The sequence below is a fragment of the Halomonas beimenensis genome (assembly GCF_002549795.1).
Classification (GTDB): domain Bacteria; phylum Pseudomonadota; class Gammaproteobacteria; order Pseudomonadales; family Halomonadaceae; genus Halomonas; species Halomonas beimenensis.
Window position 1 is genome coordinate 3,630,985 of sequence record NZ_CP021435.1, and the last position, 22,263, is coordinate 3,653,247.

The 22,263-nt window shown below is 63.7% G+C and carries 32 protein-coding genes; all 32 read right to left on the reverse strand.

What is annotated here, in order from left to right:
- Positions 1–28: 28 nt before the first annotated feature.
- The 32 genes from BEI_RS16890 to rpoC all read right to left on the reverse strand — a co-directional run bounded on the left by BEI_RS16890 (position 29) and on the right by rpoC (position 22,258).
- Positions 29–1,027: a DNA-directed RNA polymerase subunit alpha gene (locus BEI_RS16890; protein ID WP_097790603.1), complete on the reverse strand. Its 999-nt coding sequence runs from the start codon at positions 1,025–1,027 to the stop codon at positions 29–31.
- Positions 1,028–1,113: 86 nt separating this feature from the next.
- Entirely contained in the window at positions 1,114–1,734 is a 621-nt protein-coding gene (gene rpsD / locus BEI_RS16895) for a 30S ribosomal protein S4 (RefSeq protein ID WP_097790604.1), read from the reverse strand.
- Between the two features lie 12 nt (positions 1,735–1,746).
- A complete protein-coding gene (gene rpsK, locus BEI_RS16900) occupies positions 1,747–2,133 on the reverse strand; it encodes a 30S ribosomal protein S11 (RefSeq protein WP_013331014.1) in 387 nt (128 codons plus the stop codon).
- Positions 2,134–2,171: 38 nt separating this feature from the next.
- Positions 2,172–2,528 (reverse strand): 30S ribosomal protein S13, encoded by a 357-nt coding sequence (gene rpsM, locus BEI_RS16905; RefSeq protein ID WP_097790605.1) that lies wholly within the window; start codon positions 2,526–2,528, stop codon positions 2,172–2,174.
- 123 nt (positions 2,529–2,651) lie between these two features.
- Positions 2,652–2,765 (reverse strand): 50S ribosomal protein L36, encoded by a 114-nt coding sequence (rpmJ, locus tag BEI_RS16910; protein ID WP_008959154.1) that lies wholly within the window; start codon positions 2,763–2,765, stop codon positions 2,652–2,654.
- Between the two features lie 29 nt (positions 2,766–2,794).
- Entirely contained in the window at positions 2,795–4,126 is a 1,332-nt protein-coding gene (gene secY / locus BEI_RS16915) for a preprotein translocase subunit SecY (RefSeq protein WP_097790606.1), read from the reverse strand.
- A complete protein-coding gene (gene rplO, locus BEI_RS16920) occupies positions 4,127–4,561 on the reverse strand; it encodes a 50S ribosomal protein L15 (protein ID WP_097790607.1) in 435 nt (144 codons plus the stop codon).
- Between the two features lie 3 nt (positions 4,562–4,564).
- The gene (rpmD, locus tag BEI_RS16925; RefSeq protein WP_016419098.1) at positions 4,565–4,747 is read right to left on the reverse strand and encodes a 50S ribosomal protein L30; all 183 of its coding nucleotides are present in this window, start codon (positions 4,745–4,747) and stop codon (positions 4,565–4,567) included.
- 5 nt (positions 4,748–4,752) lie between these two features.
- The gene (gene rpsE / locus BEI_RS16930; RefSeq protein ID WP_097790608.1) at positions 4,753–5,253 is read right to left on the reverse strand and encodes a 30S ribosomal protein S5; all 501 of its coding nucleotides are present in this window, start codon (positions 5,251–5,253) and stop codon (positions 4,753–4,755) included.
- Positions 5,254–5,264: 11 nt separating this feature from the next.
- On the reverse strand, positions 5,265–5,615 hold the full coding sequence (gene rplR / locus BEI_RS16935) for a 50S ribosomal protein L18 (RefSeq protein WP_097790609.1): 351 nt from the start codon (positions 5,613–5,615) through the stop codon (positions 5,265–5,267).
- Positions 5,616–5,624: 9 nt separating this feature from the next.
- Positions 5,625–6,155, reverse strand: a complete 531-nt coding sequence (rplF, locus tag BEI_RS16940; protein WP_097790610.1) for a 50S ribosomal protein L6 — start codon at positions 6,153–6,155, stop codon at positions 5,625–5,627.
- 9 nt (positions 6,156–6,164) lie between these two features.
- Positions 6,165–6,557, reverse strand: coding sequence for a 30S ribosomal protein S8 (gene rpsH / locus BEI_RS16945; protein ID WP_097790611.1), 393 nt, complete (start codon positions 6,555–6,557; stop codon positions 6,165–6,167).
- A 32-nt stretch (positions 6,558–6,589) separates the two neighbouring features.
- Positions 6,590–6,895 carry a 30S ribosomal protein S14 gene (gene rpsN / locus BEI_RS16950; protein WP_097790612.1) on the reverse strand — a complete coding sequence of 102 codons (306 nt, stop codon included), beginning with the start codon at positions 6,893–6,895 and terminating at the stop codon, positions 6,590–6,592.
- 10 nt (positions 6,896–6,905) lie between these two features.
- The gene (gene rplE / locus BEI_RS16955) at positions 6,906–7,445 is read right to left on the reverse strand and encodes a 50S ribosomal protein L5 (RefSeq protein WP_097790613.1); all 540 of its coding nucleotides are present in this window, start codon (positions 7,443–7,445) and stop codon (positions 6,906–6,908) included.
- 18 nt (positions 7,446–7,463) lie between these two features.
- The gene (gene rplX / locus BEI_RS16960) at positions 7,464–7,781 is read right to left on the reverse strand and encodes a 50S ribosomal protein L24 (RefSeq protein ID WP_097790614.1); all 318 of its coding nucleotides are present in this window, start codon (positions 7,779–7,781) and stop codon (positions 7,464–7,466) included.
- Positions 7,782–7,795: 14 nt separating this feature from the next.
- Positions 7,796–8,167 (reverse strand): 50S ribosomal protein L14, encoded by a 372-nt coding sequence (rplN, locus tag BEI_RS16965; RefSeq protein WP_089688530.1) that lies wholly within the window; start codon positions 8,165–8,167, stop codon positions 7,796–7,798.
- Positions 8,168–8,219: 52 nt separating this feature from the next.
- The gene (rpsQ, locus tag BEI_RS16970) at positions 8,220–8,480 is read right to left on the reverse strand and encodes a 30S ribosomal protein S17 (protein WP_097790615.1); all 261 of its coding nucleotides are present in this window, start codon (positions 8,478–8,480) and stop codon (positions 8,220–8,222) included.
- Between the two features lies 1 nt (position 8,481).
- Positions 8,482–8,673 (reverse strand): 50S ribosomal protein L29, encoded by a 192-nt coding sequence (gene rpmC, locus BEI_RS16975; RefSeq protein WP_097790616.1) that lies wholly within the window; start codon positions 8,671–8,673, stop codon positions 8,482–8,484.
- Complete coding sequence (gene rplP / locus BEI_RS16980; RefSeq protein WP_071943806.1) at positions 8,673–9,086, reverse strand: 50S ribosomal protein L16; 414 nt, start codon at positions 9,084–9,086, stop codon at positions 8,673–8,675. Before rplP ends, rpmC begins: the two co-directional genes overlap by 1 nt.
- A 15-nt stretch (positions 9,087–9,101) precedes the next feature.
- Positions 9,102–9,800, reverse strand: coding sequence for a 30S ribosomal protein S3 (gene rpsC / locus BEI_RS16985; RefSeq protein ID WP_097790617.1), 699 nt, complete (start codon positions 9,798–9,800; stop codon positions 9,102–9,104).
- Positions 9,801–9,811: 11 nt separating this feature from the next.
- A complete protein-coding gene (gene rplV, locus BEI_RS16990) occupies positions 9,812–10,144 on the reverse strand; it encodes a 50S ribosomal protein L22 (protein WP_097790618.1) in 333 nt (110 codons plus the stop codon).
- A gap of 18 nt (positions 10,145–10,162) precedes the next feature.
- Positions 10,163–10,438: a 30S ribosomal protein S19 gene (gene rpsS / locus BEI_RS16995; RefSeq protein ID WP_072824351.1), complete on the reverse strand. Its 276-nt coding sequence runs from the start codon at positions 10,436–10,438 to the stop codon at positions 10,163–10,165.
- Positions 10,439–10,471: 33 nt separating this feature from the next.
- Positions 10,472–11,302, reverse strand: a complete 831-nt coding sequence (rplB, locus tag BEI_RS17000) for a 50S ribosomal protein L2 (protein WP_097790619.1) — start codon at positions 11,300–11,302, stop codon at positions 10,472–10,474.
- A 17-nt stretch (positions 11,303–11,319) separates the two neighbouring features.
- On the reverse strand, positions 11,320–11,616 hold the full coding sequence (gene rplW / locus BEI_RS17005) for a 50S ribosomal protein L23 (RefSeq protein ID WP_097790620.1): 297 nt from the start codon (positions 11,614–11,616) through the stop codon (positions 11,320–11,322).
- A complete protein-coding gene (rplD, locus tag BEI_RS17010) occupies positions 11,613–12,221 on the reverse strand; it encodes a 50S ribosomal protein L4 (protein ID WP_097790621.1) in 609 nt (202 codons plus the stop codon). The genes rplW and rplD overlap by 4 nt, the downstream gene beginning before the upstream one ends.
- A gap of 14 nt (positions 12,222–12,235) precedes the next feature.
- Entirely contained in the window at positions 12,236–12,874 is a 639-nt protein-coding gene (rplC, locus tag BEI_RS17015) for a 50S ribosomal protein L3 (RefSeq protein ID WP_097790622.1), read from the reverse strand.
- A 157-nt stretch (positions 12,875–13,031) separates the two neighbouring features.
- On the reverse strand, positions 13,032–13,343 hold the full coding sequence (gene rpsJ / locus BEI_RS17020) for a 30S ribosomal protein S10 (protein WP_010626466.1): 312 nt from the start codon (positions 13,341–13,343) through the stop codon (positions 13,032–13,034).
- A 164-nt stretch (positions 13,344–13,507) separates the two neighbouring features.
- Positions 13,508–14,701 carry an elongation factor Tu gene (tuf, locus tag BEI_RS17025; RefSeq protein ID WP_097790623.1) on the reverse strand — a complete coding sequence of 398 codons (1,194 nt, stop codon included), beginning with the start codon at positions 14,699–14,701 and terminating at the stop codon, positions 13,508–13,510.
- A 29-nt stretch (positions 14,702–14,730) separates the two neighbouring features.
- Complete coding sequence (gene fusA, locus BEI_RS17030) at positions 14,731–16,851, reverse strand: elongation factor G (RefSeq protein WP_097790624.1); 2,121 nt, start codon at positions 16,849–16,851, stop codon at positions 14,731–14,733.
- Between the two features lie 30 nt (positions 16,852–16,881).
- Positions 16,882–17,352: a 30S ribosomal protein S7 gene (gene rpsG, locus BEI_RS17035; protein WP_089848262.1), complete on the reverse strand. Its 471-nt coding sequence runs from the start codon at positions 17,350–17,352 to the stop codon at positions 16,882–16,884.
- Between the two features lie 128 nt (positions 17,353–17,480).
- Positions 17,481–17,855, reverse strand: coding sequence for a 30S ribosomal protein S12 (gene rpsL / locus BEI_RS17040; protein ID WP_040183144.1), 375 nt, complete (start codon positions 17,853–17,855; stop codon positions 17,481–17,483).
- Between the two features lie 185 nt (positions 17,856–18,040).
- Positions 18,041–22,258 (reverse strand): DNA-directed RNA polymerase subunit beta', encoded by a 4,218-nt coding sequence (rpoC, locus tag BEI_RS17045; RefSeq protein ID WP_097790625.1) that lies wholly within the window; start codon positions 22,256–22,258, stop codon positions 18,041–18,043.
- Positions 22,259–22,263: the final 5 nt, after the last annotated feature.

The window sequence follows — 22,263 nt, forward strand, 5'->3', positions numbered from 1 at the left end:
CTTACCAAACTGGGACTCGAGTCGACGCTCACGCGGAGGCCTTGTCGTCCTTCAGGCTAGCGGGGGGCCAGTTTTCCAGCCGCATGCCCAGGGACAGACCACGGGCGGCCAACACGTCCTTGATCTCGTTCAGGGACTTCTTGCCGAGGTTCGGGGTCTTCAGCAGCTCCACCTCGGTGCGCTGGATCAGGTCCCCGATGTAGTAGATGTTCTCGGCCTTCAGGCAGTTGGCGCTGCGGACGGTCAACTCGAGATCGTCTACGGGGCGCAGCAGGATCGGATCGATATGATCCTCTTCCTCCTCCACTTCCTGTTCCTTGTCGGCCTCCAGGTCGACGAACGCGGCCAGCTGCTCCTGCAGGATGGTCGCGCTGCGACGGATGGCCTCCTCCGGATCCAGGGTGCCGTCGGTCTGCAGGTCGAGGATCAGCTTGTCGAGGTCGGTACGCTGCTCGACACGCGCGGCCTCGACCGAGTAGGAGACCCGACGCACGGGGCTGAAGGTCGCATCCAGCTGCAGACGGCCGATGGCACGAGACTCGTCGTCGGCGTCGGTGCGGGCGTCCGCCGGCTCGTAACCACGGCCGCGGGCCACCTTGAGCTGCATCTTCAGCTCGGCACCCTCGTTGACGTGGGCGATGACGTGCTCGGGGTTGACGATCTCGACGTCATGGTCGAGCGCGATGTCACCTGCGGTCACGACGGCCGGGCCCTGCTTGTTCAGCGAGAGCACCGCCTCGTCGCGGCTGTGCATCTTGATCGCCACGTCCTTGAGGTTCAGGAGGATTTCGATGACATCTTCCTGGACGCCCTCGATCGCGCTGTACTCGTGGTCGACCCCGGCGATCTCGGCCTCCACCACGGCACAGCCGGGCATGGACGAGAGCAGGATGCGACGCAGTGCATTGCCCAGAGTGTGGCCGAAGCCCCGCTCGAAAGGCTCGAGCACGATCTTCGCGTGATCTGTGCTGATCTCTTCGACCTTGATGTCGCGAGGACGGAGAAACTCTGTCACTGAACGCTGCATGATGAATACCTTTCAGGCTGCCAAACGGATACTCGGTAGTGAAGACCGCCCCCCGTCGCCGGAGGGCGGCACGGCCTGGCCGTGGATTACTTCGAGTACAGCTCGACGATCAGTTGCTCATTGATGTCGGCAGACAGGTCGCCGCGCTCAGGCAGAGCCTTGAAAGTGCCTTCCATCTTCTTGGCGTCGGTCTCGACCCAGGCCACGTCGCCGCGGTTGGCGGCGATGCCCAGGGCGTTCTGGATACGGGCCTGGTTCTTGGCCTTCTCGCGAACGGAGACCACGTCACCCGGCTTGACCTGGTAGGACGCCACGTTGACGGTCTTGCCGTTGACGGCGATGGCCTTGTGGCTGACCAGCTGGCGTGCCTCGGCACGCGTGGCGCCGAAGCCCATGCGGTAGACGACGTTGTCCAGTCGGGATTCGAGAAGCTGCAGCAACAGCTCGCCGGTCGCGCCCTTCAGGCGGGCCGCTTCCTTGTAGTAGTTGCGGAACTGCTTCTCGAGCACGCCGTACATGCGGCGTACTTTCTGCTTCTCGCGAAGCTGCAAGCCGTAGTCGGAAATCCGCTGACGACGCTGGCCGTGCACACCCGGGATCTGCTCGGATTTGCACTTCTTCTCGAAGGGAGTGACACCGCTCTTCAGGAAGAGGTCGGTGCCTTCACGACGAGACAGTTTGCACTTCGGTCCAATATAACGAGCCATGAATCTGTCTCCTTAAACGCGGCGTTTCTTCGGCGGACGGCAGCCATTGTGGGGAATGGGCGTCGCGTCGGTGATGCTCTGCACGCGGAAGCCGGCGGCATTCAGTGCACGCACGGCGGATTCACGGCCCGGACCGGGGCCTTTGACCAGCACGTCGACGTTTTTCACACCATACTCGGCTGCAGCGGTCGCTGCACGTTCGCTTGCCACTTGAGCAGCGAACGGGGTGCTCTTGCGAGAACCACGAAAACCCGAACCACCGGCAGTCGCCCAGGAGAGCGCGTTGCCCTGGCGGTCTGTGATCGTAATGATCGTGTTGTTAAAAGAGGCGTGGATATGCGCGACGGCATCCACTACCTGCTTTTTAACCTTCTTACGGTTGCTACGCGGGTTAGCCATGTTGATGTCAATTCCTGTCGTTACGCAGAACGTGCGTGTTATTTGCGAATCGGCTTACGCGGGCCCTTGCGGGTACGCGCGTTGGTCTTGGTCCGCTGACCGTTCAGCGGCAGACCACGACGATGACGCAGACCACGATAGCAACCCAGGTCCATGAGACGCTTGATGTTCAGCGTCACATCACGACGAAGATCGCCTTCAACGGTGTACTTGCCGACTTCGGAACGCAGGGTGTCCACTTCCTCAGAGGACAGGTCCTGGATCTTGGTGGTCGGCGCAATGCCGGCCGCGACACAGATATCCTGAGCGCGAGTACGGCCAATCCCGAAGATATAGGTCAGCGAGATCGCCGCATGCTTGTTGTCCGGGATATTGACGCCTGCAATACGGGCCATCAGCTTACTCCGAAATTTGAGCGGCTTGCTCGATTGGTCATCTACAAAAGGCGCAACAGCATACCCCTTTCCCCACGAGAGGGCAAGGGGCATGCCGGCACCCGGTTCATGACAGCGTCAGGATCAGCCCTGGCGCTGCTTGTGCCGCGGCTCGCTACAGATGACGCGCACGGCGCCATTGCGACGAATGATCTTGCAGTTACGGCACATTTTCTTCACGGAAGCTCGAACTTTCATCGTTCTCTCCAATTCGGCCTGCGGCGCCTTCAGCGCATGATGCCGCCGCTGCCGTAGCCTTTCAGGTTGGACTTCTTCATCACCGACTCGTACTGGTGCGACATGAGGTGCGACTGCACCTGAGCCATGAAGTCCATGATGACCACCACGACGATCAGCAGGGAGGTACCGCCGAAGAAGAACGGCACGTTCCAGGCCACGATCAGGAACTGGGGCATCAGGGAAACGGCAGTGATGTAGAGGGCACCGAACAGGGTCAGACGGGTCATGACCTTGTCGACATAGCGAGCGGTCTGCTCGCCGGGGCGGATGCCCGGCAGGAAGGCCCCCGACTTCTTGAGGTTGTCGGCGACATCCTTGGGATTGAAGACCAGCGCTGTGTAAAAGAAGCAGAAGAATACCACCGCTGCCGCGAAAAGCAAGATGTACAGCGGCTGCCCCGGCCCCAGGGCCTGAGACGCTCGCTGCAGCCACTCCATGCCATCCCCGGCGCCGACCCACTGACCCAGCGAGGCCGGGAACAGCAGGATGCTCGAGGCGAAGATCGCCGGAATCACGCCCGCCATGTTGACCTTGAGCGGCAGGTAGCTGCTCTGCCCGGCGTACATCTTGTTGCCGACCTGGCGACGCGGATAGTTCACCGTGATGCGGCGCTGGCCGCGCTCGATGAACACCACGAAGGCCACGGTGGCGATGCCCAGGACGGACAACGCCAGCAGCGGCAGCACGTTCCAGGCGCCCTCGTTGCGGGCCAGCTCGAAGGCCTGGCCCACGGCGCCCGGCAGACCGGCGACGATGCCCGAGAAGATCAGCAGCGAGATGCCGTTGCCGATGCCCTTCTCGGTGATCTGTTCGCCCAGCCACATCAGGAACACCGCCCCGCACACGAAGGTGACGATGGCGGTGAAATAAAAGCTGAAGTCGGCCGTGTAGGCGATGCCTTGACTCGCCAGGCCCACGGACATGCCGGTGGCCTGGACGAGGGCCAGGAGCACGGTGCCGTAGCGCGTGTACTGGCTGATCTTGCGACGGCCGGCCTCACCTTCCTTCTTCAGCTGCTCGAGCTGCGGCGAGACGGCGGTCAGCAGCTGCATGATGATCGACGCCGAGATGTAGGGCATGATGCCCAGGGCGAGGATGCTCATGCGCTCCAGGGCACCGCCCGAGAACATGTTGAACATGCCCAGGATGGTGCCCTGCTGCTCCCTGAACAAGGCAGCAAGCTGGTCAGGATTGATACCGGGGACGGGGATGTGGGCACCGATACGGTAGACCACGATGGCGAGGAGCACGAAGCGCAGACGCGCCCAGAGTTCACCCAGACCGCTGCCCATCGCCGGCATGTTTCCTGACTTGGCCATTTAGTCCTCTACCTTGCCGCCGGCGGCTTCGATCGCGGCACGGGCACCCTTGGTGACCTTGAGACCGCGGACGGTGACCGCCTTGTTCAGATCGCCGGAAAGGATCACCTTGGCATGCTGCGTGGCGTCCTTGAGCACGTTGGCCTGCTTGAGGGTGTCCAGGGTGACCTCGTCGCCCTCGACCCGGCCCAGCTCGGCCAGGCGGACTTCCTCGGAGACCAGCGACTTCGCGGAGGTGAAGCCGAACTTCGGCAGACGACGCTGCAGGGGCATCTGACCGCCCTCGAAGCCGGGCTTCACGCTGCCGCCGCTGCGCGACTTGAGACCCTTGTGGCCACGGCCGCCGGTCTTGCCCAGACCGGAGCCGATGCCACGGCCGACGCGCTTCTCGGCGTGCTTGGAGCCCGGTGCCGGGCTCAGGCTATTGAGTTTCATGGATTACTCTCCCTCAACACGCACAAGGTAGTTGACCTTGTGGATCATGCCGCGAACGGCAGGGGTGTCTTCCAGTTCGACCGTGTGACCGATGCGGCGCAGGCCGAGGCCCTTCATGGTGGCCTTGTGCTTGGCCAGCACGCCGATGGTGCTGCGGGTCTGGGTAACCTTGATCGTTGCTGCCATGGTACTCACCCCGTGATCGCTTCGACAGGCAGGCCACGCTTGGCGGCCACGTCTTCCGGCGACTGCAGGGAGGCCAGACCGTTGACGGTCGCCCGCACCACGTTCACCGGGTTGGTGGAGCCGTAGCACTTGGCCAGGACGTCATGGACGCCGGCCAGCTCCAGCACGGAGCGCATGGCACCGCCGGCGATGATGCCGGTACCCTCGGAGGCCGGCTGCATGTACACCTTGGAGGCGCCGTGACGGGCCTTGACCGGGTACTGCAGGGTGCCGCCCTTGAGGTTGACCTTGACCATGTTGCGACGCGCCTGGTCCATGGCCTTCTGGATCGCCACCGGGACCTCGCGGGCCTTGCCGCGGCCGAAGCCGACACGACCGTTACCGTCGCCCACGACGGTCAGGGCGGTGAAACCGAAGATCCGGCCACCCTTGACCACCTTGGCGACACGGTTGACCTGCACGAGCTTTTCCTGCAGATCGCCGCTTTGCTGTTCGTTCTTCGCCATCGTAAAACCCTTTAGAATTCCAGGCCGCCTTCACGAGCGGCGTCGGCCAGGGCCTTGACGCGACCGTGGTACTTGAAACCGGCACGATCGAAGGCCACCTGGGTGATGCCAGCCTGCTTGGCGCGCTCGGCAATCAGTGCGCCCACCTTGGAGGCGGCGTCGACGTTGCCGGTCGCACCCTCGCGCAGGGCCTTGTCCAGCGTGGAGGCGCTGGCCAGGACCTTGCCACCATCCGGCGAGATGATCTGCGCATAGATGTGGCGCGGGGTACGGTTGACGCACAGGCGATACACGCCCAGCTCGCGGATCTTGGCGCGAGCGCGGCGGGCACGACGGAGACGAGATTCTTTCTTCGCGTTCATAACCCTGCCTTACTTCTTCTTGGCTTCTTTGCGGCGGACCTGCTCGTCGCCGTACCGGATACCCTTGCCCTTGTAGGGCTCGGGCGGACGGAAGGCGCGGATTTCCGCGGCAACCTGGCCGAGCTTCTGCTTGTCCGCGCTCTTGAGCACGATGGTGGTGTTCTTCGGCGTTTCCGCCGTGACACCTTCAGGCAGTTCGTAGTCGACCGGGTGGGAGAAGCCCAGTGTCAGGTTCAGCGTCTGGCCCTTGGCCTGGGCACGATAACCGACGCCATTGATTTCGAGCGACTTGGTGAAGCCCTCGGAGACACCGGTGACCAGGTTCTGGACCAGGGCACGGGTGGTGCCGACCATGGCCCAGCTCTTGGCGCTCTCGCTCGGCTGGAAGGTCACCTGACCCTCCTCCTGGGCGATCACCACGTCGGGATGCACGGTCATGGACAGCGTGCCCTGGCCGCCCTTGACGGACAGCTGGTCGCCGTCGAGCTTGAGCTCGACGCCGGCGGGCAGTTTTACCGGATATTTGGCTACGCGGGACATTCCAAACTCCTAGAATACGGTGCAGATGACTTCACCACCGACACCGGCCTGGCGGGCCGCACGGTCGGTCATCACACCCTGGGAGGTGGTGACGATCGCGATACCCAGGCCTTCGGCAACCTTGGGCAGGGAATCCTTGCCCTTGTAGCTGCGCAGGGAAGGCTTGGAGACCCGCTGCAGATGCTCGATGACCGGCTTGCCCTCGAAGTACTTGAGGGTCACGGTCAGTTCGGGCTTGGCCGTTTCGCTGACCGCGAAGTCGGTGACATAGCCCTCTTCCTTCAGCACGCGGGCCACCTCGACCTTGAGCTTGGAGGACGGCATGGAAACCGTCTCCTTGGTGGCCATCTGCGCATTGCGGATACGGGTGAACATATCCGCCAGAGTGTCTTGCATGCTCATTTACGTTGCGCTCCTGATGATTCTACGTGGCGTTACCAGCTGGACTTCTTGAGCCCGGGCACGTCGCCACGCATGGCGGCTTCACGCAGCTTGTTGCGGCCGAGGCCGAACTTGTTGTAGTAGCCGTGCGGACGGCCGGTGACGCGGCAGCGGTTGCGCTGGCGCACCGGGCTGGAGTCACGCGGCAGCTGCTGCAGCTTGAGCTGCGCATCGAAGCGCTCTTCGTCGGAAGCGTTCACGTCCTGGATGATCGCCTTGAGCGCCGCGCGCTTGGCGGCGTACTTGTCCACCAGCTTCGCGCGCTTCGCTTCACGCTCTACCATGCTTTTCTTTGCCATGATCCCACCCTTATTTCTTGAACGGGAAGTTCAGCGCGCTCAGCAGCGCACGACCTTCTTCATCGGTGTTGGCGGTGGTGGTGATGGTGACATCCAGACCACGGATCCGGTCGATCTTATCATACTCGATCTCCGGGAAGATGATCTGCTCACGCACCCCCATGGAGTAGTTGCCACGACCGTCGAAGGACTTCGGGTTGAGACCACGGAAGTCACGAACGCGGGGGATCGCGATATTCACCAGGCGATCGAGGAAGTCCCACATGCGCTCGGAGCGCAGGGTCACCTTGATCCCGATCGGCCAGCCTTCACGCACCTTGAAGCCCGCGATGGACTTGCGCGCCTTGGTCACCAGCGGCTTCTGACCGGAGAGCTTCTCCAGGTCGCCGATGGCATTCTCGATCAGCTTCTTGTCGCTGGTCGCATCGCCGATGCCCATGTTCAGGGTCACCTTGGTGATCCGGGGCACCTGCATCACGTTGGCGTAGCTGAACTGCTCTTTGAGCTGAGCCACCACCTCGTTTTGATAACGTTCTTTCAAGTTCGCCATTTTGCTACCCGACTCGCGTTAGGCGTCGATCTGCGCTTGCGTCGACTTGTAGATACGTACCTTGGTACCGTCTTCCTGAACCTGGAAGCCGACGCGATCCGCCTTACCGGTCTCCTGGTTGAAGATGGCCACGTTGGACGCGTGAATCGGAGCCTCGCGCTCGACGATACCGCCCTGCTGTCCCGCCATGGGGTTGGGCTTGGTGTGACGCTTGATCATGTTCACACCGGACACGATGTAGCGGTCGTCCTTGAGGACGCGCTTCACGGTGCCACGCTTGCCCTTGTCCTTGCCGGCGATGACGACGACTTCGTCGTCACGTTTGATCTTTTGCATATCCGCCTCGCTCCTTACAGCACTTCAGGCGCCAAGGAAATGATCTTCATGAACTTCTCCGTCCGAAGCTCACGGGTCACCGGACCGAAGATCCGGGTACCGATCGGCTGCTCGTTGGTGTTGTTCAACAGAACCGCCGCATTCCCATCGAAGCGGATCAGCGAGCCGTCGTTGCGACGGACACCGCTGCGGGTGCGAACCACCACCGCCTTGAGGACCTGGCCCTTCTTGACCTTGCCACGCGGGATGGCTTCCTTCACCGTGACCTTGATGATGTCGCCGACGCGGGCGTAACGGCGGTGAGAACCGCCCAGCACCTTGATGCACTGCACCCGGCGCGCCCCGCTGTTGTCGGCGACATCCAGCATTGTCTGAGTCTGAATCATCGGTTTTCTCCAAACCTAAACTGACTGCACTGGTTCGACTGGCGTTTGCCGATCAACCCTTGGCCTGTTCGACGACTTCGACCAGGGTCCAGGCCTTCTTCTTGGACAGCGGACGGGACTCCTGGATGGATACCGTATCGCCGGCCTTGGCCTGGTTCGCCTCGTCATGGGCGTGCAGCTTGGTGGAGCGCTTGACGTACTTGCCGTAGATCGGGTGGCGCTCACGACGCTCGATCATCACGACGATGGACTTGTCCATCTTGTCGCTCACCACCTTGCCGGTGAGCGTACGGGCTTTCTTTTCTTCGGCCATCTCAGACACCTGCCTTCTCGTTGAGCACAGTCTTCACGCGGGCGATATCCCGACGAACCTGCTTGAGCAGATGAGTCTGGCTGAGCTGGCCGGTGGCCTTCTGCATGCGCAGGTTGAACTGCTCGCGGAGGAGTTCGATGAGCTGCTCCTGGAGCTGCTCGGCTGACTTTTCACGAATTTCCTGGGCTTTCATCACATCACCGTCCGTTTCACAAAGGTGGTGGAGACCGGGAACTTCTGGGCAGCCAGGGCGAACGCCTCGCGGGCCAGCTCCTCGGAAACGCCTTCGATCTCGTACAGGACACGGCCGGGCTGGATCTGCGCGACCCAGTACTCGACGGAGCCCTTACCCTTACCCATCCGGACTTCCAGCGGCTTCTTGGAAATCGGCTTGTCGGGGAAGACACGGATCCAGATCTTGCCGCCCCGCTTGACGTGACGGGTGATGGCACGACGACCGGCTTCGATCTGGCGAGCGGTGACGCGGCCGCGACCGGTGGCCTTCAGGCCGTACTCGCCGAAGCTCACCTTGCTTCCGCGATGCGCCAGGCCACGATTGCGGCCCTTCTGCACCTTGCGGAACTTCATACGCTTGGGTTGTAACATCGACTCGCTCTCCCCTTACCTGGAACCTTTCTTCTTGGAGGGCGCACCCTGCGGCTGCTTGGCCTTGGCACGGACCTCCTCGATGCCCCCGAGGATTTCACCCTTGAAGACCCAGACCTTGACACCGATGATGCCGTAGGTGGTCTTGGCCTCGTAGGTGGCGTAGTCGATGTCCGCACGCAGGGTGTGCAGCGGAACGCGACCCTCGCGGTACCACTCGGTGCGCGCGATCTCGGCGCCGCCGAGACGGCCGGAGAGCTGCACCTTGATACCGCCGGCGCCCAGGCGCATGGCGTTCTGGACGGCGCGCTTCATGGCGCGACGGAACATGACGCGACGCTCGAGCTGGCCGGCGATGTTCTGCGCGACGAGCTGGGCGTCCAGCTCCGGCTTGCGGACTTCCTCGATGTTGACGTGCACCGGCACGCCCATCATCTGAGTGACGTCACGACGCAGCTTGTCGACGTCCTCGCCCTTCTTGCCGATCACGATGCCCGGACGGGCGGTGTGAATGGTGATGCGGGCGTTGTTGGCCGGACGCTCGATGGTGATCTTGCTCACGGAGGCGTTCTTCAGACGCTCTTCCAGGAAGCGACGCACTTCGAGGTCGTTGTTCAGCTTGTCGGCATAGGCGCCACGCTCGGCGTACCAGACCGAGCCATGGTCCTTGACGATGCCCAGGCGAATGCCTGTCGGATTGACTTTCTGACCCATCTGGTCGACTCCTACTTCTCGGCTACCTTGACGGTGATGTGGCAGGTGCGCTTCAGAATGCGATCCGCACGGCCCTTGGCGCGCGGACGGATGCGCTTGAGCGTCATGCCCTCATCGACGCAGATGGTCGAGACACGCAGCTCGTCGATATCCATGCCGTTGTTTTCTTCCGCGTTCGCGATGGCGGACTGCAGCACTTTCTTGACCAGCTTGGCCGCCTTCTTCGGGGAGAAGGTCAGCAGGTCGAGCGCCTCGGCGACCGGCTTACCGCGCACCTGGTCAGCCACCAAACGGGCCTTCTGGGCGGATAAACGAGCGCCACGCAGCTTTGCTGTGACTTCCATCTCTAATCCTCTCTCGGCTTACCGTTTGGCTTTCTTGTCCGCCGCGTGGCCGCGATAGGTGCGGGTAGCAGCGAATTCGCCCAGCTTGTGGCCAACCATTTCCTCGGAGACGTGCACCGGGACGTGTTGGCGACCGTTATGGACCGCAATGGTGAGCCCGACCATGTTGGGCAGGATCATGGAACGACGCGACCAGGTCTTGATCGGTTTGCGGTCGTTCTTCTCCACTGCAGTCTCAACCTTCTTCAGCAGATGAAGGTCGATAAAGGGACCTTTCTTCAGTGAACGTGGCACAGCCGTTACCTCTTGATATCTTGGCGTGGGATCTTACTTCCGGGCCTTGCGGCGACGGACGATCAGCTTGTCGGTGCGCTTGTTCTTGCGGGTCTTGTGGCCCTTGGTGGGCATACCCCACGGAGACACCGGGTGACGACCACCGCTGGTGCGGCCTTCACCACCGCCGTGCGGGTGATCCACCGGGTTCATGGCCACGCCGCGAACCGTCGGGCGCACGCCTCTCCAGCGCTTCGCACCGGCCTTGCCAAGCTGACGCAGGCTGTGCTCGGAGTTGCTCACCTCACCCAGGGTCGCGCGGCACTCGGCCAGCACCTTGCGCATCTCGCCGGAGCGCAGACGCAGGGTGGCGTAGTTGCCTTCACGGGCGACCAGCTGAGCGCTGGTGCCGGCGCTGCGTGCGAGCTGGGCGCCCTTGCCGGGCTTGAGCTCGATGCAGTGCACGGTGGAACCCAGCGGGATGTTGCGCAGCGGCAGGGCGTTGCCCTTGCGGATCTGCGCGTTCACGCCGGACTCGAGACGGTCGCCGGCCTTCACACCGCGCGGGGCGATGATGTAGCGGCGCTCGCCGTCCAGGTACTTCAGCAGCGCGATGTGGGCGCTGCGGTTCGGGTCATGCTCCAGGCGCTCGACGACGGCGGGAACGCCATCCTTGTTGCGCTTGAAGTCGATGATCCGATAGTGATGACGGTGACCACCGCCCACGTGGCGGGTGGTGATGCGACCGTTGTTGTTACGGCCACCGGACTTGGACTGCTTCTCGAGCAGCGGCGCGTAGGCGCGGCCCTTGTACAGTTCCTCGCCGACGATCTTGACGACGTGGCGACGACCGGCGGATGTGGGTTTAGTCTTGACGATTGCCATGATCCGTGCTCCTGCCCTTATTCGGCGCCAGAGAAGTCTTCAAGCGTCTCGCCGGCGGCCAGGGTGACGTACGCCTTGCGATAACCCTTGCGCTGACCGGTCCCATGCGCGGTGCGCTTGGTCTTGCCCTTCACGTTCAGCACCTGAACGCGGTCGACCTTCTTGCCGAACAGCTCCTGCACGGCGGTCTTGATCTCCGGCTTGGTCGCGTCGCTTGCCACCTTGAACACGTACTGGTTGCGCTCGGCGGCCATGGCGGCCTTCTCGGTCACGTGCGGGCCCAGCAGCACCTTGAATACACGTTCCTGGTTCATGCCAGCTTCTCCTCGAATTTGCGCAGGGCGGAGACGGTGGCCAAGACCTTGTCGAAGGCGACGAGGCTCACCGGATCGGCGGCAGCGACGTCCACCACATCCACGTTGGGGATGTTGCGGGCGGCGAGGTACAGGTTCTCGTCGACCTCATCGGTGACGATCAGCACCTTCTCCAGACCCAGCTCCTTGAGCTTGGCGACCAGCTGCTTGGTCTTGGGGCTGTCCACGCCGAAGGCATCGACGGCCACCAGGCGATCCTGACGCACCAGCTCGGAGAGGATGGAGCGCATGGCCGCACGGTACATCTTGCGGTTGACCTTCTGGGTGTAGTCCTGCGGACGGGCCGCGAAGGTCACGCCGCCGGCACGCCAGATCGGCGAGCGGATGGTACCGGCGCGGGCACGACCGGTGCCCTTCTGGCGCCACGGCTTCTTGCCGCCGCCGCGCACGTCGGAACGATTCTTCTGGGCGCGGGTACCCTGACGACCACCGGCCAGATAGGCGGTGACGACCTGGTGCACGAGCGCTTCGTTGAATTCTTTGCCAAAGGTGGCGTCGGACAGCTCGACGGTACCGGCGCCTGCACCTGCAAGATTCAGATTCATCGGTAATTTCCCCTTCAGCCTGCTTTGACGGCGCTGCGCACGATGACATCACTGCCGGTGGCGCCGGGCACGGCACCCTTGATCAGCAGCAGGTTACGCTCGGCGTCGACGCGGACGACTTCCAGGCTCTGGACGGTGCAGCGGGCGTTGCCCAGCTGGCCGGCCATCTTCTTGCCCTTGAACACGCGACCCGGGGTCTGGCACATGCCGATGGAACCGGGGGCACGGTGGGACAGGGAGTTACCGTGGCTGTTGTCCTGGGTGCGGAAGTTCCAGCGCTTCACGGCGCCCTGGAAGCCCTTACCCTTGGAGGTGCCGGTCACGTCGACCTGCTGACCAGCTTCGAAGAGGGATACGGTGAGTTCGCCGCCCACTTCCGGAGCCTCGACGCCTGCATCCAGGCGGAACTCCATCAGCGAACGACCGGCCTCGACACCTGCCTTGGCAAACTGACCTGCCTCGGCCTTGGAGAGGTGCTTGGCCTTGCGGGAGCCGGTTGTCACCTGAACCGCGGCGTAGCCGTCGCTCTCGACGGTCTTGACGCGAGTCACGCGGTTGGGCTCAACCTCGATCACGGTCACGGGCACGGAGGCGCCGTCTTCGGTAAAGACGCGGGTCATCCCGGCCTTCTTACCGACCAAACCGATAGTCATTACTACGTCTCCTATAGTGTACGGGGCTGTCACCCGCTATGGCTGCCCTTTCCAGAGCATTCCACTAGCACGTTGTATGACGCCATCCCGGCGTGGCGGCTGCTGGACACCTTCCAGGGAGCGGGTGAACGCTGGGCCGCGAGTGTCTAGTGTGGTATCAGTCGAGCTTGATCTGCACGTCCACGCCGGCGGCGAGGTCGAGCTTCATCAGGGCATCAACGGTCTTCTCGGTGGGCTCGACGATATCGAGCACCCGCTTGTGCGTACGAATCTCGTACTGGTCACGAGCATCCTTGTTCACGTGCGGCGAGATCAGCACGGTGTAGCGCTCGCGATTGGTCGGCAGAGGAATCGGACCCCGCACCTGGGCGCCGGTACGCTTGGCGGTATCAACGATCTCCGCGGCGGACTGGTCGATCAGGCGGTGGTCGAAAGCCTTCAACCGAATGCGAATCTTCTGGTTCTGCATTTGCCCTAAACTCCAATGGATCTTGACGGCGCGAGCCGTCAACCCACGCATTCAAAGGATGCGCATTATAGGCGCGCCGCCGACGAGAGTCAAACCCCTCGCGACGGTGCGCAGAAAGGGGGCTCCGCGAGGAGCCCCCTTCGATCACTCGAGAAGCGTCAGGCTTACTCGACGATCTTGGCCACGACGCCGGCGCCGACGGTACGACCGCCTTCGCGAACGGCGAAGCGCAGGCCTTCGTCCATGGCGACCGGGGCGATCAGGCTGACGACCATCTTGACGTTGTCGCCCGGCATGACCATCTCGACGCCTTCCGGCAGTTCACAGGTACCGGTGATGTCGGTGGTACGGAAGTAGAACTGCGGACGGTAGCCCTTGAAGAACGGGGTGTGACGGCCACCCTCGTCCTTGGACAGCACGTACACCTCGGCCTCGAACTTGGTGTGCGGGGTGATGGTGCCCGGCTTGGCCAGGACCTGACCACGCTCGACGTCGTCACGCTTGGTGCCGCGCAGCAGGGCGCCGATGTTCTCGCCGGCACGACCTTCGTCGAGCAGCTTGCGGAACATCTCGACACCGGTGACGGTGGTCTTGGTGGTGTCCTTGATACCGACGATCTCGACTTCCTCGCCGGCCTTGATGATGCCGCGCTCGACACGACCGGTGACCACGGTGCCGCGACCGGAGATGGAGAAGACGTCCTCGATCGGCATCAGGAACGGCTGATCGATGGCGCGCTCCGGCTCCGGGATGTACTCGTCCAGGGCCTTGATCAGGTTGGCAACGGCGGTGGTGCCCATGCCGTTGTCGTCCTTGCCTTCCAGGGCCATCAGGGCGGAACCGGTGATGATCGGGGTGTCGTCACCCGGGAAGTCGTACTCGCTCAGGAGTTCGCGGACCTCCATCTCGACCAGCTCGAGCAGCTCCTCGTCGTCGACCATGTCGGCCTTGTTCAGGAACACGACGATGTACGGCACGCCGACCTGGCGAGACAGCAGGATGTGCTCGCGGGTCTGCGGCATGGGGCCGTCGGCGGCGGACACGACCAGGATGGCGCCGTCCATCTGGGCCGCACCGGTGATCATGTTCTTGACGTAGTCGGCGTGCCCCGGGCAGTCGACGTGAGCGTAGTGACGCTCCTCGGACTGGTACTCGACGTGGGCGGTCGCGATGGTGATACCGCGCTCACGCTCTTCCGGAGCGTTGTCGATGGAGTCGAACGCGCGAGCGTCGCCACCGAAGACTTCCGCGGAAACGCGAGTCAGGGCCGCAGTCAGCGTGGTCTTGCCGTGGTCGACGTGACCGATGGTGCCGACGTTGACGTGCGGTTTGGAACGTTCAAATTTTTCCTTAGCCACTGCTATGACCTCTTTACGTTAGCTAACGGTTAACCGTTCTGGTTGATGACGGCTTCAACGACGCTGGACGGCGCCTCTTCGTAGTCCGCAAACTCCATGGTGTAGCTTGCGCGGCCCTGGGTCTGAGAACGCAGGTCGGTTGCGTAACCGAACATCTCAGCCAGCGGAACGGTGGCGCGGATGATCTTGCCGGAGGGCGAGTCATCCATCCCCTGGACCAGACCGCGACGGCGGTTCAGGTCACCCATGACATCCCCCATGAACTCCTCGGGAGTCACGACCTCGACCTTCATCACCGGCTCGAGCAGCACGGCCTTGGCCTTGGGAGCGCCTTCCTTGATCGCCATGGAAGAGGCGACCTTGAACGCGGTCTCGTTAGAGTCCACGTCATGGTAGGAACCGTCGAACAGCGTAACCTTGACGTCAATCATCGGGTAGCCCGCGATGACACCGTTCTGGAGCTGCTCATAGGCCCCTTTCTCGACGGCCGGCACGTATTCCTTGGGAACCACGCCGCCGACGATTTCGGAAGCGAATTTGAAGTGCATGTCTTCATCTTCGCCCTTGTCCTCGGCCGTCAACGGCTCGATGCGCAGGTGCACGTGACCGTACTGACCGCGACCGCCGGACTGGCGCACGAACTTGCCTTCCTGCTCGACGCTCTTGCGGATGGTCTCGCGGTAGGCGACCTGGGGCTTGCCGATGTTGGCCTCGACCTTGAACTCGCGACGCAGGCGGTCGACGATGATGTCCAGGTGCAGCTCGCCCATGCCGGAGATGATGGTCTGGCCGGTTTCCTCGTCGGTCTTGACCTGGAAGGACGGATCCTCCTGGGCCAGCTTGCCGAGGGCCACGCCCATCTTCTCCTGATCGGCCTTGGATTTCGGCTCCACGGCCACGGAGATCACCGGATCCGGGAACTCCATGCGCTCCAGCACGATCTTGTCGTTCAGGTCGCACAGGGTGTCACCGGTGGTGACGTCCTTCAGGCCGATGCAGGCGGCGATGTCGCCCGCCAGCACTTCCTTGATCTCCTCGCGGGAGTTGGAGTGCATCTGGACGATACGGCCGACGCGCTCCTTCTTCTGCTTCACGGAGTTGTAGACGCTGTCACCGGACTTCAGCACGCCGGAGTAGACGCGGATGAAGGTCAGGGTGCCGACGAAGGGGTCGGTGGCGATCTTGAAGGCCAGGGCGGCGAAGGGCGCGTTGTCGTCGGCCTCGCGGGTGGCGATGGTGCCATCCTTGTCGTCCAGCTCGCCCTCGATGGCCTTGACCTCGGTGGGAGACGGCATGTACTCGATGACGCCGTCCAGCACCGCCTGCACGCCCTTGTTCTTGAACGCGGAGCCACAGGTGACCAGCACGATCTCGTTGTCGAGGGTACGACGACGCAGGCCGGCCTTGATGTCCTCGACGGACAGGTCGCCTTCCTCGAGGTACTTCTCCATCAGCTCCTCGGAGGCCTCGGCGGCGGACTCGACCATGTGCTCGCGATACTCCTCGGCCTTGGCCTGGAGGTCGGCGGGGATGTCGACCAGCTCGTAGTTCATCCCGAAGTTGTCTTCATCCCACAGGATGGCCTTCATCTGGATGAGGTCGATCACGCCCTTGAAGTCGTCCTCGGCGCCCCAGTTGATCTGGATCGGCACGACATTGGCACCCAGCTTGTCCTTGAGCTGGTTGAGCACCATGAAGTAGTCGGCGCCGGCGCGGTCCATCTTGTTGACGAACACCATGCGCGGCACTTCGTACTTGTTGGCCTGACGCCAGACGGTCTCGGTCTGCGGCTGCACGCCGGAGGAACCGCACAGCACCACGACGGCACCGTCGAGCACCCGCAGGGAACGCTCCACCTCGATGGTGAAGTCGACGTGTCCCGGGGTGTCGATGATGTTGATGCGGTGCTCATCGAACTGCTTGTTCATGCCCTGCCAGAAGCAGGTGGTCGCCGCGGAGGTGATCGTGATGCCACGCTCCTGCTCCTGCTCCATCCAGTCCATGGTGGCGGCGCCCTCATGGACCTCGCCGACCTTGTGGGAGAGGCCGGTATAGAACAGGATACGCTCGGTAGTGGTAGTCTTACCGGCGTCGACGTGGGCCACGATACCGATATTGCGGTAACGCTTGAGCGGAGTCTTGCGAGCCACGATGTAACTCCCGTTGGTTGGCGATTCGGATTAGAAGCGGTAGTGAGAGAAGGCCTTGTTGGCCTCTGCCATGCGATGCACGTCTTCACGCTTCTTGACGGCCGAACCCTTGCCTTCGGCGGCATCCAGCATCTCGCCAGCCAGACGCTGCACCATGGTCTTCTCACCGCGACGGCGTGCGGCGTCCACCAGCCAGCGCATGGCCAGCGCCTGGCGGCGGGACGGACGCACCTCGACCGGCACCTGATAGGTCGCGCCGCCGACACGGCGGGACTTCACCTCGACCATGGGCTGGATGGTTTCCAGCGCCTTGTCGAAGATCTCCAGCGGCTCTTCCTTGCTACGCTCGGCAACCCTGTCCAGCGCACCATAGACGATGCGCTCAGCTACGGACTTCTTGCCGCTGATCATCAGGTGGTTCATGAACTTCGCCAGGCGCTCGCTTCCGAACTTGGGATCCGGCAGGATCTCGCGCTTGGCCGCAACTCTTCTTCTAGGCATGATAAGCCCTCTTCCGAAGGGTCCTTCAGGTAAACCCGAGACGACCGCAGGGGCGCTCGACCTTACTCTTATCAGACCGTATCAATGTCGATGTTCTGTGGTGGCCGTGGCCGATACCGCGCAGAGGCTTAGGCCTTCGGACGCTTGGTACCGTACTTGGAACGGCCCTGCTTACGGTTCTGGACGCCGGAGGTGTCCAGCGCGCCGCGAACGGTGTGGTAACGGACACCCGGAAGGTCCTTCACCCGGCCGCCGCGGATCAGCACCACGGAGTGCTCCTGGAGGTTGTGGCCCTCACCGCCGATGTAGGAAGAGACCTCGTAGCCGTTGGTCAGGCGCACACGGCAGACCTTCCGCAGGGCCGAGTTCGGCTTCTTCGGGGTGGTGGTGTAGACGCGGGTGCAGACGCCGCGCTTCTGCGGGCAGGCCTGCAGCGCCGGCACGTCGCTCTTGGCGGCCTGGCGCTTGCGCGGCTTGCGCACGAGCTGATTGATCGTTGCCATTTATCGCTCCGAATGGGTTGCCTAAGGCGGAAGCGAGTAGCCGTTCGCTTCCTGTCTTGCGGTCCTTTCCCAGAGGCGCGGGCGCACCCGCCCCACTGTTAAAGGCTGCGCATTCTACTGGCTGACGCCATCGACCGTCAAGCGCGGCGCCCCGCAGGGCGCCGCCGCTCGGCCGGGGGACGGCATCAGATCTCGTCGTCGTCCGAGTCGAGCGCGGTGAGCTGGGCGCCCAGCTCCTGCTCGACCTCGTAGGCCGACGGGTGGAGCAGCCGCTCGGCGTCTTCACGCTTGCGACGGCGCTCCGCATGGTGGGTCAGGCCGGTACCGGCCGGGATCAGGCGTCCCACCACCACGTTTTCCTTCAGGCCGCGCAGGTAGTCGCGCTTGCCGGTGACCGCCGCCTCGGTCAGCACCCGCGTGGTCTCCTGGAAGGAGGCCGCGGAGATGAACGACTCGGTGGCCAGGCTGGCCTTGGTGATGCCCAGCAGCAGGCGCTGGTACTTGGCCGGGAACTTGTCCTCCTTCGCCAGGCGGGCATTCTCCTCGAGCACCCGGACCAGCTCGACCTGGTCGCCCGGGATGAACTCGGAGTCGCCGGCGTCGGCGATCTCCACCTTGCGCAGCATCTGACGCACGATCACCTCGATGTGCTTGTCGTTGATGCCCACGCCCTGCAGGCGGTAGACGTCCTGCACCTCGGCGACGATGTACTTGGCCAGCTCGGCGATGCCCAGCAGGCGCAGGATGTCGTGCGGGTTGCTGGGGCCGTCGGAGATCACCTCGCCCTTCTCGACGGTCTCGCCCTCGAACACCGCGATCTGGCGCCACTTGGGGATCAGCATCTCGAACGGATCGCCGTCCTCCGGGGTGATCGTCAGGCGACGCTTGCCCTTGGTCTCCTTGCCGAAGCTGATCACGCCGCTGATCTCGGCCAGGATCGCCGGCTCCTTGGGCTTGCGCGCCTCGAAGAGGTCGGCCACCCGCGGCAGACCACCGGTGATGTCCTTGTTGCCGGTCGCCTCCACCGGGATACGCGCCACGACCTCGCCGACGCCGATCCGGGAGCCGTTGTCCACGGTGACGATGGCCTTGCCGGGCAGCAGGTACTGCACCGGGGTGTCGGAACCGGTCACGGTCACCGGCTTGCCGGCCTCGTCGGAGAGCAGGATCATCGGGCGCTTGTCGCGGCCGGCCATGGGACGGGCCGCCGACTCGATGACCTCGATGGAGGACAGGCCGGTCATCTCGTCCACGCTGCGGTGGATGGTGACGCCCTCGTCCATGTCGGCGTACTGCACCTGACCTTCGGCCTCGGCGATGATCGGGTGGGTGTGCGGATCCCACTTGGCCACGGTCTGGCCGGCATCCACCGTCTCGCCGTCCTTGACGGACAGCTCGGCACCGTAGGGCAGCTTGTAGTACTCGCGCTCGCGGCCATGCTCGTCGGCCACCGCCAGGGCGCTGGAACGGGAGACCACGACCAGCTTGCCGTCGCCGCGTTCCACGTGCTTCATGTTGTGCAGGCGGACCTTGCCGCCGTGCTTGACCTGGACGCTGTCCACCGCGGAGGCCCGGGAGGCCGCCCCGCCGATGTGGAAGGTCCGCATGGTCAGCTGGGTGCCCGGCTCGCCGATGGACTGCGCGGCGATGACGCCGACGGCCTCGCCCACGTTGACCTGATGGCCACGGGCCAGGTCGCGGCCGTAGCAGGTCGAGCAGACGCCGTGGGTGGTCTCGCAGGTGATCGGCGAGCGCACCACGATCTCGTCGACGCCCATGGTGTCGAGCTCGGCGCACCAGGCCTCATCGAGCAGGGTGCCGCGGGGGATCAGCACTTCCTCGGTGTTCGGGTCGACCACGTCCTGGGCCACCACGCGACCCAGCACGCGCTGGGCCAGGGAGACGATGATGTCGCCGCCCTCGATGACCGGGTGCAGGGTCAGGCCGTTCTCGGTGCCGCAGTCGGACTCGGTGATGACCATGTCCTGGGCCACGTCGACCAGGCGGCGGGTCAGGTAACCGGAGTTGGCGGTCTTGAGCGCCGTGTCCGCCAGGCCCTTGCGGGCGCCGTGGGTCGAGATGAAGTACTGGAGGACGTTCAGGCCCTCACGGAAGTTGGCGACGATCGGCGTCTCGATGATCGAGCCGTCCGGCTTGGCCATCAGGCCCCGCATGCCGGCGAGCTGGCGGATCTGGGCCGCGCTGCCCCGGGCGCCGGAGTCGGCCATGATGAACACGCTGTTGAAGGAGTCCTGCTCGACCGTGTTGCCTTCGCGGTCGACGACGCTCTCCTTGGAGATGCCGGCCATCATCGCCTTGGCGACCTGGTCGTTGGCGCGCGCCCAGATGTCGATCACCTTGTTGTACTTCTCGCCCGCGGTCACGAGCCCCGAGGAGAACTGGTCCTCGATCTCCTTGACCTCTTCCTCGGCGCCCTCGACGATCTCGGCCTTGGCGTCGGGAATGACGAAGTCGTTGACGCCGATGGAGGCGCCGGACCAGGTGGCCATGCGGAAGCCGGTGTACATCAGCTGGTCGGCGAAGATCACCGCGGGCTTGAGGCCGGCGCGACGATACACCTCGTTGATCAGCTTGGAGATGGCCTTCTTCTTCATCGGCTGATCGATCAGCTCGAAGGGCACGCCCTCGGGCAGGATGCGGAACAGCAGGGCGCGGCCGACGGTGGTGTCGTAGAGCTTGCGGCTATGCGTCTTCTCGCCGCTCTGCTCGTCGATGTCCACCTCGTCGAGGCGCACCTTGACCCGGGCATGCAGCGCCACGCTCTGGGTGCCGAAGGCGCGCTCGACCTCGTTGAGGTCGGCGAACACCATGCCCTCGCCCTTGGCGTTGATCTTCTCCCGGGTCATGTAGTACAGGCCCAGCACCACGTCCTGGGACGGCACGATGATCGGTTCGCCGTTGGCCGGTGACAGCACGTTGTTGGTGGCCATCATCAGCGCCCGAGCCTCGAGCTGGGCTTCCAGGGTCAGCGGCACGTGGACGGCCATCTGGTCGCCGTCGAAGTCGGCGTTGTAGGCGGCACAGACCAGCGGGTGCAGCTGGATCGCCTTGCCCTCGATCAGCAGCGGCTCGAAGGCCTGGATGCCCAGGCGGTGCAGGGTCGGGGCGCGGTTCAGCAGCACCGGGTGCTCGCGGATGACGTCGGCGAGGATGTCCCACACCTCGGGCAGCTCGCGCTCGACCATCTTCTTGGCGGCCTTGATGGTGGACGCCTGGCCGCTGGCCTGGAGCTTGGCGTAGATGAACGGCTTGAACAGCTCGAGCGCCATCTTCTTCGGCAGGCCGCACTGGTGCAGGCGCAGGGTCGGGCCCACGGTGATCACCGAGCGCCCGGAGTAGTCGACGCGCTTGCCCAGCAGGTTCTGGCGGAAGCGGCCCTGCTTGCCCTTGATCATGTCGGCCAGCGACTTCAGCGGCCGCTTGTTGGAGCCGGTGATGGCCCGGCCGCGACGACCGTTGTCGAGCAGGGCGTCCACCGCCTCCTGCAGCATCCGCTTCTCGTTGCGCACGATGATGTCCGGCGCGTTGAGGTCCAGCAGACGCTTGAGGCGGTTGTTGCGGTTGATCACGCGACGGTACAGATCGTTGAGATCGGAGGTCGCGAAACGGCCGCCGTCCAGCGGCACCAGCGGACGCAGGTCCGGCGGCAGCACCGGCAGCACTTCCATGACCATCCACGCCGGGTCGTTGCCGGAACCCTGGAAGGCCTCCAGCAGCTTGAGACGCTTGGACAGCTTCTTGATCTTGGTCTCGGAGTTGGTCTGCGGGATCTCCTCGCGCAGCCGCTCGATCTCCTCCTCGAGATCGATGTCCTTGAGCATGGCCTGGACGGCCTCGGCGCCCATGCGGGCGTCGAAGTCGTCACCGAACTCCTCGAGGGCCTCGAAGTACTGCTCGTCGTTGAGCAGCTGGCCGCGCTCGAGGGTGGTCATGCCCGGATCGACGACCATGAAGCTCTCGAAGTAGAGCACGCGCTCGATGTCGCGCAGGGTCATGTCCAGGAACATGCCGATGCGCGACGGCAGCGACTTCAGGAACCAGATGTGGGCGACCGGGCTGGCCAGCTCGATGTGCCCCATGCGCTCACGGCGCACGGCGGCCTTGGTGACCTCCACGCCGCACTTCTCGCAGATGATGCCGCGATGCTTCATCCGCTTGTACTTGCCGCACAGGCACTCGTAGTCCTTCACCGGGCCGAAGATCTTGGCGCAGAACAGGCCGTCGCGCTCCGGCTTGAAGGTACGGTAGTTGATGGTCTCGGGCTTCTTGACCTCGCCGAAGGACCAGCTGCGAATCATGTCCGGCGACGCCAGGGTGATCTTGATCGCGTCGAACTCGTCGGACTGAGACTGCGATTTGAGGACTTTCACCAAATCTTTCATGGGTC